General features: G+C 70.6%; 15 protein-coding genes. 4 read left to right on the forward strand and 11 right to left on the reverse strand.

Translation table 11 applies throughout. From position 1 onward, the window contains the following. Positions 1–104: 104 nt before the first annotated feature. A complete protein-coding gene (locus tag ACWKZU_RS00935) occupies positions 105–1262 on the reverse strand; it encodes an MmpS family transport accessory protein (protein ID WP_449280518.1) in 1158 nt (385 codons plus the stop codon). A gap of 249 nt (positions 1263–1511) precedes the next feature. Here ACWKZU_RS00935 and ACWKZU_RS00940 point away from each other — a divergent pair, with 249 nt between their 5' ends. The 3 genes from ACWKZU_RS00940 to ACWKZU_RS00950 all read left to right on the forward strand — a co-directional run bounded on the left by ACWKZU_RS00940 (position 1512) and on the right by ACWKZU_RS00950 (position 3799). Beyond that, positions 1512–2372, forward strand: a complete 861-nt coding sequence (locus tag ACWKZU_RS00940; RefSeq protein ID WP_449280519.1) for a siderophore-interacting protein — start codon at positions 1512–1514, stop codon at positions 2370–2372. A 91-nt stretch (positions 2373–2463) separates the two neighbouring features. Continuing rightward, complete coding sequence (locus ACWKZU_RS00945) at positions 2464–3294, forward strand: LssY C-terminal domain-containing protein (protein ID WP_449280520.1); 831 nt, start codon at positions 2464–2466, stop codon at positions 3292–3294. Continuing rightward, positions 3287–3799, forward strand: a complete 513-nt coding sequence (locus ACWKZU_RS00950) for a hypothetical protein (RefSeq protein ID WP_449280521.1) — start codon at positions 3287–3289, stop codon at positions 3797–3799. Before ACWKZU_RS00945 ends, ACWKZU_RS00950 begins: the two co-directional genes overlap by 8 nt. Before the next feature lie 54 nt (positions 3800–3853). Here the strand turns inward: ACWKZU_RS00950 and ACWKZU_RS00955 are convergent, their stop codons facing one another. The 10 genes from ACWKZU_RS00955 to ACWKZU_RS01000 form a co-directional block, all read right to left on the reverse strand. Beyond that, positions 3854–4141, reverse strand: coding sequence for an ABC transporter ATP-binding protein (locus tag ACWKZU_RS00955; RefSeq protein ID WP_449280522.1), 288 nt, complete (start codon positions 4139–4141; stop codon positions 3854–3856). 27 nt (positions 4142–4168) lie between these two features. Beyond that, complete coding sequence (locus tag ACWKZU_RS00960; RefSeq protein ID WP_449280523.1) at positions 4169–4738, reverse strand: DUF308 domain-containing protein; 570 nt, start codon at positions 4736–4738, stop codon at positions 4169–4171. Between the two features lie 233 nt (positions 4739–4971). Beyond that, positions 4972–6348, reverse strand: a complete 1377-nt coding sequence (dnaB, locus tag ACWKZU_RS00965; protein ID WP_449280524.1) for a replicative DNA helicase — start codon at positions 6346–6348, stop codon at positions 4972–4974. Positions 6349–6882: 534 nt separating this feature from the next. Further along, complete coding sequence (gene rplI / locus ACWKZU_RS00970) at positions 6883–7332, reverse strand: 50S ribosomal protein L9 (protein ID WP_449280525.1); 450 nt, start codon at positions 7330–7332, stop codon at positions 6883–6885. A 13-nt stretch (positions 7333–7345) separates the two neighbouring features. After that, entirely contained in the window at positions 7346–7606 is a 261-nt protein-coding gene (gene rpsR / locus ACWKZU_RS00975) for a 30S ribosomal protein S18 (RefSeq protein ID WP_017884085.1), read from the reverse strand. A gap of 55 nt (positions 7607–7661) precedes the next feature. Then, entirely contained in the window at positions 7662–8198 is a 537-nt protein-coding gene (ssb, locus tag ACWKZU_RS00980; protein ID WP_449280526.1) for a single-stranded DNA-binding protein, read from the reverse strand. A 3-nt stretch (positions 8199–8201) separates the two neighbouring features. Further along, entirely contained in the window at positions 8202–8564 is a 363-nt protein-coding gene (gene rpsF / locus ACWKZU_RS00985; RefSeq protein WP_449280527.1) for a 30S ribosomal protein S6, read from the reverse strand. A gap of 189 nt (positions 8565–8753) precedes the next feature. Then, positions 8754–9128: a hypothetical protein gene (locus tag ACWKZU_RS00990; RefSeq protein ID WP_449280528.1), complete on the reverse strand. Its 375-nt coding sequence runs from the start codon at positions 9126–9128 to the stop codon at positions 8754–8756. Positions 9129–9234: 106 nt separating this feature from the next. Continuing rightward, entirely contained in the window at positions 9235–10056 is an 822-nt protein-coding gene (locus ACWKZU_RS00995) for a PIG-L family deacetylase (protein WP_449280529.1), read from the reverse strand. Positions 10057–10198: 142 nt separating this feature from the next. Next, on the reverse strand, positions 10199–11650 hold the full coding sequence (locus ACWKZU_RS01000) for a CCA tRNA nucleotidyltransferase (protein WP_449280530.1): 1452 nt from the start codon (positions 11648–11650) through the stop codon (positions 10199–10201). Positions 11651–11717: 67 nt separating this feature from the next. On the opposite strand from ACWKZU_RS01000, the gene ACWKZU_RS01005 reads away from it, so the two are divergent. Continuing rightward, a complete protein-coding gene (locus tag ACWKZU_RS01005; protein WP_449280531.1) occupies positions 11718–14063 on the forward strand; it encodes a DUF6049 family protein in 2346 nt (781 codons plus the stop codon). Positions 14064–14123: the final 60 nt, after the last annotated feature.

Raw genomic sequence — 14123 nt, forward strand, 5'->3', positions numbered from 1 at the left:
TTCCGGGGTCCGTCCGAGTCGGACGGACCCCGGAACAGGGCCGGATGGTGGCCGCGGTCGTCCTCAGCGGCGTGATCGCGAGGACAGGCCCTACGAGACGCCTACTAGCACTGCACCACCGAGTACATGCCGGTGGAGGTAAGCTCCTTCACGACTTCTCCGTTCCGAATCAAGGTGCATGTGACGGAGTCGCCATCCTGGATCTGAGCGTTGAACACCGCGGTTCCCGTCGAGTTCTCGAAGTACTTCTCCCAGGGGAGACTCGCGGCGGTCTCCTGCTGGATGGAGAAAGTGCCAGGAGCCGCGTAAGTGATGAGCGCTGAACTGCCGTTTCCGGTGATGCGGTAAATCGTCCCGCGTTTAGGGAGGGTCAACGAGATCTTGGTGGAGGAGTCCACGACCTTTCCGGCTGGGATGTTCTGTGCCTGAACCTTAAGGTCGAAGTCATCACCAGATTCGATCGATGTGAAGCCCGCCTCCGACAACGCGTTCCGCGCTGCCGCGCCGGTCATCCCGACTACGTCAGGCATCTTGCTCCCCGCGCGCATGGTCACCGTCGCCCAGATGCTGACTCGTTCACCCGGCTTTCTGTCGGTAGATATGACCGTGTTACCCGCACCCTTGATCTCATGCTTGAGGTAAGCGCGCTCGAGCTTCGTCTTGGCTTCGTCGACTAGGAGGCCTGCCACATCCGGGACCTCCATATCGGGGATGTCGAGGCGAATTGCGAGCGCCGACCCGGCGGAAACTTCAGTGCCCGCCTTCTGTGTCTGAGACAGGACCTTCCAGGTGGGATCCGGATCGTGGTCGCCGAGATCGTGGTTGACCGTGAGATGGGCATCCTCCAGGGCTAGCCGTGCCTCCGAGAAGGGCATTCCCACGACGTCGGGCACTTCGACCTCGATCGGGTGATAGACGACGGCCACCGCGGACTCCGAGTAGACCCTGCTTCCAGGGGAGGGCTCCTGGCTGTGCACCTCGTACAGGCTCCACTTCATATCTGGCCCCACATACTCCTGCTCGATGGCGAGGCCGGTTTCTCTGAGGAGGATCTCCGCTTTCACAGGCGTGAGACCGGTGAGGTCCGGAACCGTTCGCTTCATGCCGGCATCGATAGCGAACCATCCGCCAGCGACGAGAGCCACCGCAGCGACGAGCACGATGGCGAGCCGTTTCCCTTTCCAGCGGCTTCTCGTGTTGGAGATGTCATCGGTGCTGCCTGTTTCGCCGGTCGCATGCGTGGCGCACGTGGGGTCGGTCAAGCCGCCTCCTCTGATGAACTGAATGGTGCATGTGCACTGCCAGGATCCGGATATCTCGACCTCATAGCGTACCAGTAGGTTACTCAGGTCATCACCACGGGACAAGGGCGCGTGTCAGTGCAGGGGCATCCGGCGCCCATGCCCCGCGCTCGAGGTTCTGAACATACGAAGGGCACCGCCGCCCCCGCCCGCGCTGGCGGCTCCGAGGCGCTTATGCCAAGGTGGGAGGCATCCGAAGAGAGGATGTCCGTGTCCGAACTGGAGCCCCCCGTCGACGACCGCTTCGCCCGCACCCGCACCGTGCACCGCTTCACCGCGCGCCGGGTGACGGTCATCGACATCACCGAGATCGAGCACTTCACGCGGGTGACGCTGTCGAGCGACGAACTGGGCGACTGGGCGAGCACCGGGCCGGAGGATCACGCACGCGTCTTCTTCCCCGATCCCGAGACGGGCGAGCTCCTGGCGCCCACCCCGGTCGGCCCCGACGAGAGCGGGATCGTGCGCCCGGAGGGACCGGCCTTCGGCCGCGACTTCACCCCGCTCAACGTGCGCAGAAGCCCCGGATCGGGACACCGGGTGTTCGACCTCGACATCCTCCGGCACGAGGATCCCGGCCCCGCGGCCCGCTGGGCGGGGCGCGCCGAGCTGGGCGACGAGATCGTGATCGTCGGCCCCCGCGGCTCGGTGTCGGCGGCCTCGAACGCGCCGCGCCTGCTCTGCGTCGTCGACGAGACCGCACTGCCGGCCACCGCGCGCTGGATCGAGGACATGCCCTCCTCTGCACGCATCGAGGTGATCGCCGACGTCACCCACGGGCTCGACTGGGTGCGCGCCTACCTCGCAGCGCAGGGCGGCCGCGACGTGCGGGTCTCAGCACCCCCGGCCGATCCCGACGGTCTGGCCTCGGCCGTGCGCGACGCCGGAGTCGACACCGCCACGTACGTCTTCGCGGCAGGAGAGGCCACCCGCCTCGTGCCGCTGCGCCGCCTGCTGCGCCGCGAGCTCGAGCTGCCGCGCGAGCAGTACGCGATCAGCGGCTACTGGAAGCGCGGCGCCGTGGCCTTCGACCACCACGCCCCGATCGACCCCGAGGATCCCGAGGACTGATCCCGCGCACCCGGCTCCGGGCTCCGGCGTCTCCACGATCCTGCCGCCCGCAGTCCCTGGATGACGGGGCCGAGCCGACTACCATGGGTCCATGGACCCGGTGCAGCGTTCGCGCATCTCGCTCACGGCCGTGCTCGACGAGTTCTTCTTCGTCTACGCGGGACTCGCCGCCATCTGGCTGGCGTGGCTCGTGCTCACCGAGACCTTCAGCTTCGGCTGGTTCGGCATCCTGTTCCTCATCGCCTTCTGGGTGCTGCTGGCGTACCTGGTGCTCCCCCGCCTGCACCGCATCCTGACCACGGTCTACGTACCCGACTACTTCATCGGACGCACCCGGACGAGCGACGGGCTGCTGGGCGACCCGATCAACCTGTCGCTGCGCGGCTCCGAGCCGCAGCTGCACCGGGCGATGGAGGCGGCGGGCTGGATCCGCGCCGACCCGGTGACGCTGCGCTCCTCGTGGCGCATCATCGTCTCGACCCTCACCCGCCGCAGCTACGATCGCGCGCCGGTGAGCCCGCTGTTCCTCTTCGGGCGGATGCAGGACTTCGCCTATCAGCAGGAGGTCGAGGGCAACCCCGCGAAGCGGCACCACGTGCGGTTCTGGCGCACGCCGGAGGACTGGCTGCTGCCCGGCGGCGCCCGGGTCGACTGGCTGGCCGCGGGCACCTTCGACCGCGCGGTGGGGTTCTCCCTGTTCACGCTGCAGATCACGCACAAGATCGACGCCGACATCGATGTCGAGCGGGATCACGTGGTCACCACCGTGACGGAGGCGAACCCTGCGGCCCGCCTCGAGCTGCTGGCCGACTTCTCCACCGGGTACCACTCGCGGAACGGGGGCGGCGACAGCATCCGCACGGACGGCGACCTGCCGATCCTCGATCTGCGCGCCTTCGCCGAGGAGGTGCCGCGTGACTGACGAGCCGCGCAAGCGGGCGGCGGTCGAACCCGCCTCGGCGCTCTTCGCCCGCGACGACCGGGCGGGCCCGCGGGAGACGCGCCCCTTCTCCGTCTCCGGGGGCGCGGCGCTCGTGGTGCTCCGCGCGGGCGGCGCGGTGCTCTGGAGCGTCGGGCTGCTGCGGGAGTGGGGATCCATTCGCCACGAGTTCGATCTCGACGCGGACGAGTCGGCGTGGGCGCTCGGGATCGTGCTCGGGATCGAGGGCCTCTGGGCGCTGCTGCTGCTCGCACTCGCCTGGGCGGTGTGGCGGGGGAGCAACGCGGCGCGCGTCCTGGTGATGCTCGGGGCCACCGCGAGCATCACGATCTCGGCCGTCTCCTACTTCGCCGCCGGTGAGGAGATCACCGTGCGCACCACCCTGCTCACGCTCGCGCTCGACATCCTGGTGCTGCTCGCCCTCTCCAGCCGCGACGCCCGCACCTGGACGCGACGGCGGGTGCGGGATCGCGCGGCACGAAGCTGAGATCGCTGCGTCGACGGCCTCGGCCGCTTCGCGCGGTGCGCCGGACCGGGTCCCTCAGTGCCAGTTCTTGTCGTCGGGACGCCGCAGATCCTTGCGCGCCTCCAGATCCTCGGCGCTGGGCTTGCCGCCGAGGCCGACGAGGGCCACCATCAGCACCGACACGATGAACCCGATCCCCAGGAAGACCAGCGCGAGCACCCAGTCGCGGGTGGCCATCAGCACGATCAGGCCCGCGAACACCCCCAGCACCGCGGAGAAGCCGACGAGTTCCAGCGGTCGCAGGCGATCACGGCGCGACGGGGTCACGGGATCCTGCTCGGTGGGCTCGGGGGACTGGCTCATCATCTGCTTTCGTGTCGAATCGGAGATCTAGCGATCGGCGCCCGCGGTGTCCGCGCGGCGGGTGTCGAACGCGGAGATGCCCAGGAAGACGCCCGCGATGATCGCGTAGGCGCCGAAGAAGCCGAGCACGGCGACGGGATCCTCGCGCACGAGGAGCGCGAGGATGGCGAGGAGGATCCCCGCGGCACCGAGCAGCGTGGCGTCCGACCGGCTGCCGGGGCGCACGACGCTGCCGATCAGCTCCAGCAGCGCGCTCACGAGCGCCCAGGCGGCGATCAGGCACGCGAAGGCGATCGGCGTGCCGGCGAAGGGCAGCGCGATCGCGGCGAGGATCGCGGCGATCGCGAGCAGCAGCGGAATCGGGCTCGGCGATGCGGTGCGTCGAGCCGCCCACTCCACCAGGTGCGCGACGCCGATGGCGGCCAGAGCGGCCGCGGCGATGCCCCGATCGAAGCCCAGCTGCTCGTGCAGGGTCGCCGTGAACGCGATGGCGACGGCCGCGACGAGCAGCGCCGCGACGCGCACGAGCCGCGCGAATCGGGGGACCGGGGTTTCGGGGGTCGTCGACGGCCCAGTGCTCGTCACCGCAGCGGCCATGACACCCCTTCCTTCGTCCCCAGTCTATCGCGCCCGAGTGGGCGCCTCCTGACCGCGCGGGCCCGCCGAAAGCGCCGCCGGCGGGCGTCGCGTCACCCTGTCGCCGAGACGGATCACACGTCGCCGGACGCACCCTCGGGGCGCATCCCGTCGCAGTGGCGCCGCAACGGATCGCACGGCTTCGCCGCGCGATTCCGCTCGAGCGCTGCGCGCTCACGGGATGCGCGATGCGCTCATACGCCCTGCGGCATGTCCTGGAAGCGGGAGTAGTGGCCCTGGAACGCGACCGTGACCGTGCCCGTGGGCCCGTTGCGCTGCTTCGCGAGGATGAAATCGGCCTCGCCGGCACGCGGGCTGTCCCGGTCGCCCACCGCCTCGCGGTGGAGCAGGATCACCATGTCCGCGTCCTGCTCGAGCGAGCCCGACTCGCGCAGGTCGCTGATGGCGGGCATCTTGTCGGCACGCTGCTCCGAGGCGCGGTTGAGCTGCGAGAGCGCGATGACGGGCACGTCGAGCTCCTTCGACAGCAGCTTGAGCGCGCGCGAGAACTCGCTGACCTCCTGCTGACGGCTTTCGGTCTTCTTGCCGCTCGACAGCAGCTGCAGGTAGTCGATGACCACCATGCGGAGGCCGTGCTGCTGCTTGAGGCGCCGGCACTTGGCCCGGATCTCGACGAGGGTGAGGTTGGGGCTGTCGTCGATGTAGAGGGGCTTCTCCGCGATGCGCGCCTGCGTGGCCGCGAGCTTCTGGAAGTCGCGGTTGTCGAGAGCGCCCTTGCGCAGGGTCTGCATGGGGATCGTGGCCTCGGCGGCGAGCAGGCGCATCGCGATCTCGGCCCGGCCCATCTCGAGCGAGAAGAAGACGGTCGGCGCCTCGGCGTGCACCGACGCGTTGCGCGCGACATCGAGGGCGAGGGTCGACTTGCCCATGGCCGGACGGGCGGCGATGATGATCATCTGCCCGCCCGCGAAGCCGTTGGTCATCGCATCGAGCTCGCTGAAACCCGTCGGCACGCCGAGCATGCCGTCCGCCGCGCCGTTGGCCTTGTTGATCTCCTCGATGGCCGCGTCGACCGCCAGCGAGAGGGGCACGTAGTCCTCGCCCTGGCTCTCGCCCGTCACGCCGTAGATCTCGGACTGGGCGACGTTGACGAGATCGATCGCCTCGCCCTCTCCCGCGTAGCCCATCTGCACGATGCGGGTGCCGGCCTCGACGAGCCGTCGCAGCAGCGCCTTCTCCGCGACGATCTCGGCGTAGAAGCTCGCGTTGGCCGCGGTGGGCACGATGCTGGTGAGGGTGTGCAGGTACTCGGCGCCGCCGGCGCGCTGCAGCTCGCCGGCCTTCGTGAGCTCGTCGGTCACCGTGATCACGTCGGTGGGCTCGCCCCGCGAGTACAGGGAGAGCACGGCCTCGTAGATGACCTCGTGCTTCGGCACGTAGAAGTCGGGGCCCTTGAGCAGGCCGGTGACATCGGCCACCGCGTCCTTCGAGAGCAGCATGCCGCCGATGGCGCTCTGCTCGGCGAGCAGATCGTACGGCGGGGTCCGCTCGTGCCCGCGGGCCTCGTCCTCGACGAACGGATCTGGGATTCCCAGGTGTGCGATGGACACTCGGTCACTCCTTCACGCTGAAACGGGGGCTGTTACTGAACGATCAGACACCAGACCCCGGACATTCACGGTATGGGCACTCGCCGCGCGGTTCAAACGTCGACGGATGCGGGGAAATAGACCCTGTGGATAACTCGGTGCATAACCGGCCGCTTTGAGCCGCATCTTGTCCACATGCTTGGGGACAAGATGTGGATGGCTTGTGGAGTACGAGATATTTATAGCCTTTGATCAGGCATTTGCGCTTTCCACAGCGAAAAAGTTATTCAAGTTTCAGGTAGAACTTGAGGCTTGCGATGCGGGGGAGGGTGTGGACAACCTCGGCTCGAGATCGCATTTGTCAAGACCGAAACGCGTTCCGGGCGTTTCGTCCGGTTCACCGCCCGTTTCCGCTCCGTTTTTCAAGCTGGCGGGCGGCGCGGAGGGCTCGGCGGTGCGCCGGGAGCGGCACCGGCCGGGCTTCGTCCCCACACGGCAGCGGGGCGGCGATCCCGAAGGATCGCCGCCCCGCTGCGTTCAGCGCGAGCGAATCGCTCAGCGCTGCGAGATGACCTGCAGGGTCACCTCGGCGTCCACACCCTCGTGCAGGTGGATGATCGCGCGGTACTCGCCGGTCGTCTTGATCGACGGAACGGTGATCTTGCGCTTGTCGATCTCGCCGAGGCCGGCCTCGGAGACCGCGGCCGCAACGGCGGCGGGCTTCACCGAGCCGAAGAGGCGGCCACCGGTGCCGGTCTTCGCCTGCAGACGGATCTTGTTCTCCTGCAGCTTGGCCTTGAGCGCCTGCGCGTCCTCGACCGAGGCGAGCGCGCGCGCCTCGCGCGCGGCACGGAGCTGCGCGACCTGGGCCTCGCCACCGCGGGTCCAGTGCACCCCGTAGCCCTGGGGCACGAGGTAGTTGCGTGCGTAGCCGTTCTTGACGTCGACGACGTCACCGGCGGAACCGAGGCCCTGGACCTCGTTCGTGAGAATTACCTTCGCCATGATGGTCTACTCCTTAGCGGCCGGAGCCGGCGTAGGGGAGGAGGGCCATCTCGCGGGCGTTCTTCACGGCCTTCGCGATCAGACGCTGCTCCTGCACGGACACGCCGGTGATGCGGCGGGCGCGGATCTTGCCGCGCTCAGAGATGAACTTGCGCAGCGTCGCGACATCCTTGTAGTCGATGACGCCGACGGTCTGCTTCTTCGCGGGTGCGAGGGTCTTGGCGTTCTTACCCCGACCCGGCTTGCGGCCTGCGCCGCTGGACTTGCCTGCCATATTTGGTCTCTTTTCGTGATGCGATCCGGTTGCACCGGATCAAGAAGTTTCTTGCCTAGAAGGGCTGCTCGTCGTCGAAGCCGCCACCGAAGTCGCCACCGCCGCCGGAGCCGCCCTGACCCGAGTTGGTCCAGGGGTTGTCCTGCTGCTGCGCGGCGGGCTTGCCCCAACCGCTCTGGCCCTGCGGCTGGCCGCTGCCGCCGCCGAAGCCGCCGACCTGGCCGCGCGACTGCCCCCGGTTGACCTGGGCGGTGGCGAAGCGGAGCGACGGCCCCACCTCCTCGACCTCGAGGTCGAGGGAGGTGCGCTGCTGCCCCTGGTTGTCGGTGTAGCTGCGCTGGGTGAGACGGCCCTGCACGATCACGCGCATGCCCTTGGTGAGCGAAGCGGCGATGTTGTCGGCGTACTCCCCGTACGCTCGGCAACCCAGCCACAGCGGCTCGCCGTCCGACCAATCACCGGACTGGCGGTCGCGCACGCGCGGGGTCGAGGCGATCCGGAAGGTCACCCACGACTTGCCCGCCTGGCTGACGCGCGGCTCCGGGTCGGCAACCAGGTTGCCGACCACGGTGATCAGCGGCTCGCCGGCCATGAGCTACGCGCCCACCTTCGCGGCGGCACGAGCGGCCTTGGCCTGATCGCGCTTGGCCTGAGCGGCGCGCTGAGCGATGAGCTCGTCGGCGCGGAGCACCTTGGTGCGCAGCACGGCCTCGGAGAGGCCCAGCTGACGGTCGAGCTCGGCGGTCGCCTCGGGGGTCGCGGTGAAGTTCACCACGGCGTAGATGCCCTCGGCCTGCTTCTTGATCTCGTAGGCGAGACGGCGCTTGCCCCAGATGTCGACGTTCTCGATCTCGCCGCCCGCAGTGCGGATGACGCCGAGGAACTTCTCCAAGCTGGGGGCCACGGTGCGCTCGTCGATACCGGGATCGAGGATCACCATGAGTTCGTACGGATGCATTACTGACCCACCTCCTTCGGACTTCACGGCCACAGGATTTCTGTGGCAGGAGGGTTGTTGTGCATCGTGCCCGCGTGCGGAGCGGATCGCTCGACACGCAGACAACTAGAACAGCTTAGCACCTTTACGCCCTCGGCGGCAGCGCCGATCCCGCGGCTCGCCCGGGCTCGGCGGGGGCGGTGGATCCCGCTACTCCAAGGACGGCTCCTCTTCGGCGGACCCGGTGCACACCTCGAGCTCCGCGGCCGTCGGCTCGTGATCCCACTCGCACGAGGACACGTCGCCGAAGCCGCCGGTGCCATCGAAGCCGCCGAACTCGTCGAACCCGCGGATCGCCTCGCTCGCGATCGCGATCCCGCCCACCAGCACCGCGGCGGTCACGGCGATCCACACGATCCTCGCGAGCGCGCTCGGGGGCTGCGACGTCGGCGGCGCCGGGCGGGCGAAGGGCCCGAAGCCCGGCGTCGTGAACGGCGGCGGCGCGGGATCGGCGGCCGATCCGAACGGCGCCTCCGGACTGCCCGGCGCGCCCGGCGGCGGGCCCGGCGGATTCGAGTCGCTCATCGCGAGCACCGCCCTTCGTGGACTGGGATCGCCTCATCGTAGCGCGGAACTCGGAAGCGACCCCCACCCGCGCCGCGCCGCCCCGCCGCGGCGAGCGCGACGCTCCCTAGCGGCGGTGGAACGATTCGATCCTGCCGATCGGCTCCCGCTGGCCGCCCACGTGCACGATGTCATCGCCGTCGACCGTGAGCTGCGTGGCGTGCGCGCGCAGCGCGGCGACCTTGCGGTCGAACCAGGGGGAGACGTCGTGCGCCTCGACCAGAGTGTCGGGCTCCGCGGCGTCCGGGGAACGGGTCCCGGCATCCGCGTCGCTGCCGCCGCCATCCTCGGACGCGGCATCGCCGTGCGTCGACACGATCTCCCAGAACGGCAGGTCCAGCGCGTGCGCCACCGCGCGGGACAGCCGGTGCGCGAGGACGTGGTCGGGGTGCCCGTAGCCGCCTCCGTCGTCGTAGCTCACGATGCCCTGCGCGCCGGCGGCGTGCGCGGCGGCGAGCAGGTCGCCCAGCGCCTCGACGGCGGGCACGCTCGTGAGGGCGTCCGGTCCCGCCGCGGGGTCCGGGAGCGCGCGGCCGTCGTCCCCCCACTGCATGCCCGAGTCCTCGTAGATGGCGGGGGAGAGACCCTCCGCTCGCGCCGGCTCGACCCCGAGGAACGCGTGGCGCTCGATCCCGAGCATGCCGAGCGCGGTGCGCAGCTCGTTCTGCCTCGCCACCGCGAGACCGTGGGCCGCGACGAGCGCCTCGAGCGGGCCGGCGACGACCTCGCCCTGCTCGCCGCGGGTCAGGGTGACGAGCAGGGGCTCCCGCCCCGCCCCGGCCAGCGCCGCGAGCGTGCCCCCCGTCGTGATGGTCTCGTCGTCGGGGTGGGCGTGCACGAACATCACCCGCGCACGCCCGTCGAACCACTCGCTCGGATCCTGCGTCATCGTCTTTCTCCAGTTCCTTCCGGGGCGGGTCGGCGGGCGATCGCCGACCTCGACTCCCCTGCGCTCCGCTCGATCGACGGGCCGGGGTGCTGCGCCGCGGGATCCTCAGCACCCGATGGGCCGGCGCATCCGCCCGGCGTCCTCACCCGGCCGTCTGCTCCGCCCACCAGGCGCGCAGCCGCTCCTCGGCCGCCTCCTCGCCGATCGGCCCCTCGTCGAGCCGCACCTCGAGCAGGTGCTTGTAGGCGCGGCCCACCATCGGCCCGGGCGGGATCCCGAGGATCGCCATGATGCGCTCCCCATCGAGCTCGGGGCGCACAGCAGCCAGTTCCTCGGCCTCGGCGAGCTCGCCGATCCGCCGCTCGATGTCGTCGTACGCGTGCTCGAGGCGCTCCGCCTTGCGCCGGTTGCGGGTCGTCACATCGGCGCGGGTGAGGATGTGCAGCCGCTCGAGCTCGCCGCCGGCGTCGCGCACATAGCGCCGCACGGCCGAGTCCGTCCACTGCTGATCGCTGTACCCGAAGAAGCGCAGGTGCAGTTCGACGAGGCGCGACACCCGCTTCACGGTGTCGTTGTCGAAGCGCAGCTCGCGCAGGCGCTTCCGCGCGAGCTTCGCACCCACCACGTCGTGGTGGTGGAAGGTGACGCCCCCGCGCTCGAAGCGACGGGTGGCCGGTTTGCCGATGTCGTGCAGCAGCGCGGCGATCCGCAGCACGATGTCGGGGGAGGGGGAGTGCTCCCGGGTCCGCTCCAGCTCGATCGCCTGCCGCAGCACGGTGAGGCTGTGCTCGTAGACGTCCTTGTGCCGACCGTGATCGTCCTGCGTGGCCACCAGCGCGGTGAGCTCGGGCAGGAAGCGATCGGCCAGCCCGGTGTCGACGAGCAGCCGGATCCCGGGCAGGGGGTCGTCGGTCGAGATCAGCTTGACGAACTCGTCGCGGATCCGCTCGGCAGAGATGATGTCGAGGCGATCGGCGAAGCGCACCATCGCCTCCTGCGTATCCGCCGACACCTCGAAGCCCAGCTGCGCGGCGAAGCGCGCCGCTCGCAGCATGCGCAGCGGATCATCGGTGAACGACGACTCCGCGGAGCCGGGAGTGCGGATCACGCCGGCCAGCAGATCCTCCACTCCGCCCGCGCCGCTCGCGGAGGACGCGCCGACGTCGATGAGCCGCAGCTCGGGCAGCATGAGCGCGAGCGCGTTGATGGTGAAGTCGCGCCGCACCAGGTCGCCCTCGATCGAGTCGCCGTAGCTGACCTCGGGCTTGCGGGAGTCGTCGCGATAGGTGTCGGCGCGGTAGGTCGTGATCTCGACGTCCTCTCCGAGCAGCTGCGCGGCGATGGTGCCGAAGTCCCGCCCCACGTCCCACACGCTGCGGGTGAGCGACTCGAGGATCTCGCGGGTCTCATCGGGCCGGGCCGAGGTCGTGAAGTCGAGATCGGTCACGGTGCGGCCCAGCAGCGCGTCGCGCACCGGTCCGCCGACCAGGGCGAACTCGTGGCCGCGATCCGCGAAGGCCGCGGCGAGCGTCGCGACGGGCTCGGAGGCTGCGATGGCCCGCAGTGCCTGCATGGATTCGGCGAGAGAGGGCATCCCTCAAGCGTACCGGGGGACGCGACGGCTCGGATCCGTATCAGCGTCGATCCATAGACTGGGCCCCATGTCATCAGCTCGTCGGCGCCGCGCGCTCGCGTCCCCCGCCGCACTGGTCGTGCTCGGGCTGCTGGTCGCACCCGCGGCACCCGCGCTCGCCGAGCCGGAGGATCCGGATCCCGCGCCGCTCGCCGCCGAGTTCGTCGTCGCGCCGCAGGAGCCGGTGATCCTCGAGGGCACCGACGCCGCGTTCGGGTTGCTCGTCAGGAACACGGGGGAGCTGGCGATCCCGAGCGGGACCATCGAGCTGCGCCTCTCCGTGCAGCCGGCGCAGTCCCCCGACGACCTGGACGCGGAGTCGACGACGCCCTCGCTGCACCTCGCGGAGGCGCGCATCGGCGAGACGGCCCCCGAGAGCGAGCAGGCCGCGACCATCGCGGTGCCGCAGGACGAGCTCCCGACGCTCGAGACCCGTGGCGTGTACACCGTGCGGGCGTCGTTCACACCCGACCCCTCCGACGGCGCGGAGACCGCGGATCCCCTCTCTGCCGTGACACCGGTGGTCTGGCGGGGGCCGGGATCGCCCAGCGCCGAGGGCGAGGGGGGATCGGGGGACGGACAGCCCGACGCCCGCAGCAGCGTGCCGCTGGGGTTGATCGTGCCGGTCGTGCTCCCGTCCGAGATCCGCACGCTTCCCACGCGCAGCCAGCTCGGCGAGCTCGTGCCCGCGTGGGATCGGCTGCTCACCCAGGCCCGTGCGCACCGCGCCACGCTCGCCATCGATCCGCGCGTCGTCGCCGGGATCCGGGCGTACGGCGACGAGGCCCCCGAGAACGCCCGGCAGTTCCTCGCCCGGCTGGAGCAGAGCGCGCTGCCCAGCTTCCTGCTGCAGTTCGCCGACGCGGATCCGGCGGCGCAGGCCGCCCTCGGCTTCACCTCGCTGCTCACCCCGAGCAGCCTCGACTTCGTCTCGCGCTTCGGCAGCTTCCCGTTGGCGGCCGAGGGCGGAGCGACGGCCGCCACCGAGGGTGCCACCGCCGCGGCCTCCGCTGCGGAGAGTTCTGCTGCCGCGGCCGATAGCGATCCCGGCGAGTCCGGCGCCGGGACCTCCGACGCCGCGACGGACTCCTCGGCCTCCGGCGAGTCCGGCGCCGGAGGAGAGGGGGATGCGCAGGAGAGCGCGGATGCGCAGGACGACTCCGAGACGCAGTCCCTGCCGACGCTGGAGGATCTGCTGAGCTGGCCTCAGGGCGATCCCGTCGCGTGGCCGGCGAACGGCGCCGTCGACGCCGACACGCTCGAACTGCTGCGCACCTCGGGCGTCGACACGGTCGTGCTCGGCTCGGGCAACGCCTCGACGGCGGACACGGCGCGCGCGCGGATCTCCCGGAGCGACGCGCTGATCGCCGACGACGCGCTCGGCGACGACGCGCTCGCGGCGCTGTCGGGAGCCACCGAGACCGAACGCGCTGCAGGCTCGGCCCGGCTCGCCGCCCGGCTGGCGTTCGCCGCGCAGTCGGGCTCGGAGGGCCTGCTGCTCGGCCTCGACCGCGGCGCGACGGGCGACAGCGAGGACCCGGCGCTGCTGCTCGAACTGCTCGCCTCGTTCGACTGGGTCGTGCCCGCCCCCGTCTCCGAGCTGCCCGAGGGCCGGGCATCCCTGCGGGCCGGCGGCACGAACGAGGAGCGGCTCGAGCTGCTGCGCTCGGCCGCGAGCCGAGAATCCTCGGTCACCGAGCTCGGCGCGGTGCTCGTGAACCCCGAGTACCTCAGCGGCTACCAGCGCGCGCGCCTGCTCGAGCTCTTCGCCACGCGGCACGCCGCCCCCGGAGTCGACTTCGACGGCGTCGCCGCCCAGTACCGGGAGCGGGACGCCGAGCTGCTCGAGGGCGTGCGCGTGATCAGCACGGAGCACACCCAGCTCGTCGGCAGCTCCACCCGCGTACCGGTGCAGCTGCGCAACGCGCTGCCCTTCGACGCGATCGTCGCGGTGCAGGTGGAGCCCTCGTCGGCCGCGCTCTCGGTCACCGAGCGCCGGTTCCCCGACGTCGTGGTGCCCGCCGAGGCGACCGAGCGGGTGCTCGTCCCCGTGCTCAGCCGCGTCTCCTCTGGAGAGTCGGGGCTCGTGGTCACCGTGTCGGCGGCGACGGGCGATCCGACCGTCTTCACCAGCACGCTTCCCGTCTCCATCCGCAGCAGCTTCGAGACCATCGCCCTCTGGGTGATCGGCTCGCTCGCGGCGCTGCTGCTCGGCTTCGGCATCTGGCGCAGCGTGCGCCGTCGGCGTCAGCACGGCGCCGACGCCGGAATCGACGCGGACGATGAACCAGAGGCGTCCGACGTCGACGATGCGACCGACGCAGACGCCGACGCGGCCACCGCACCCGGCGCTGCGACCCGGGCCGCGGAATAGCACCGCCCTAGTATGGGTTGTACCACCTGCGCGGTCCCGACCGCACCCTGATATTCCCCG

Source organism: Leucobacter sp., from assembly GCF_053528595.1.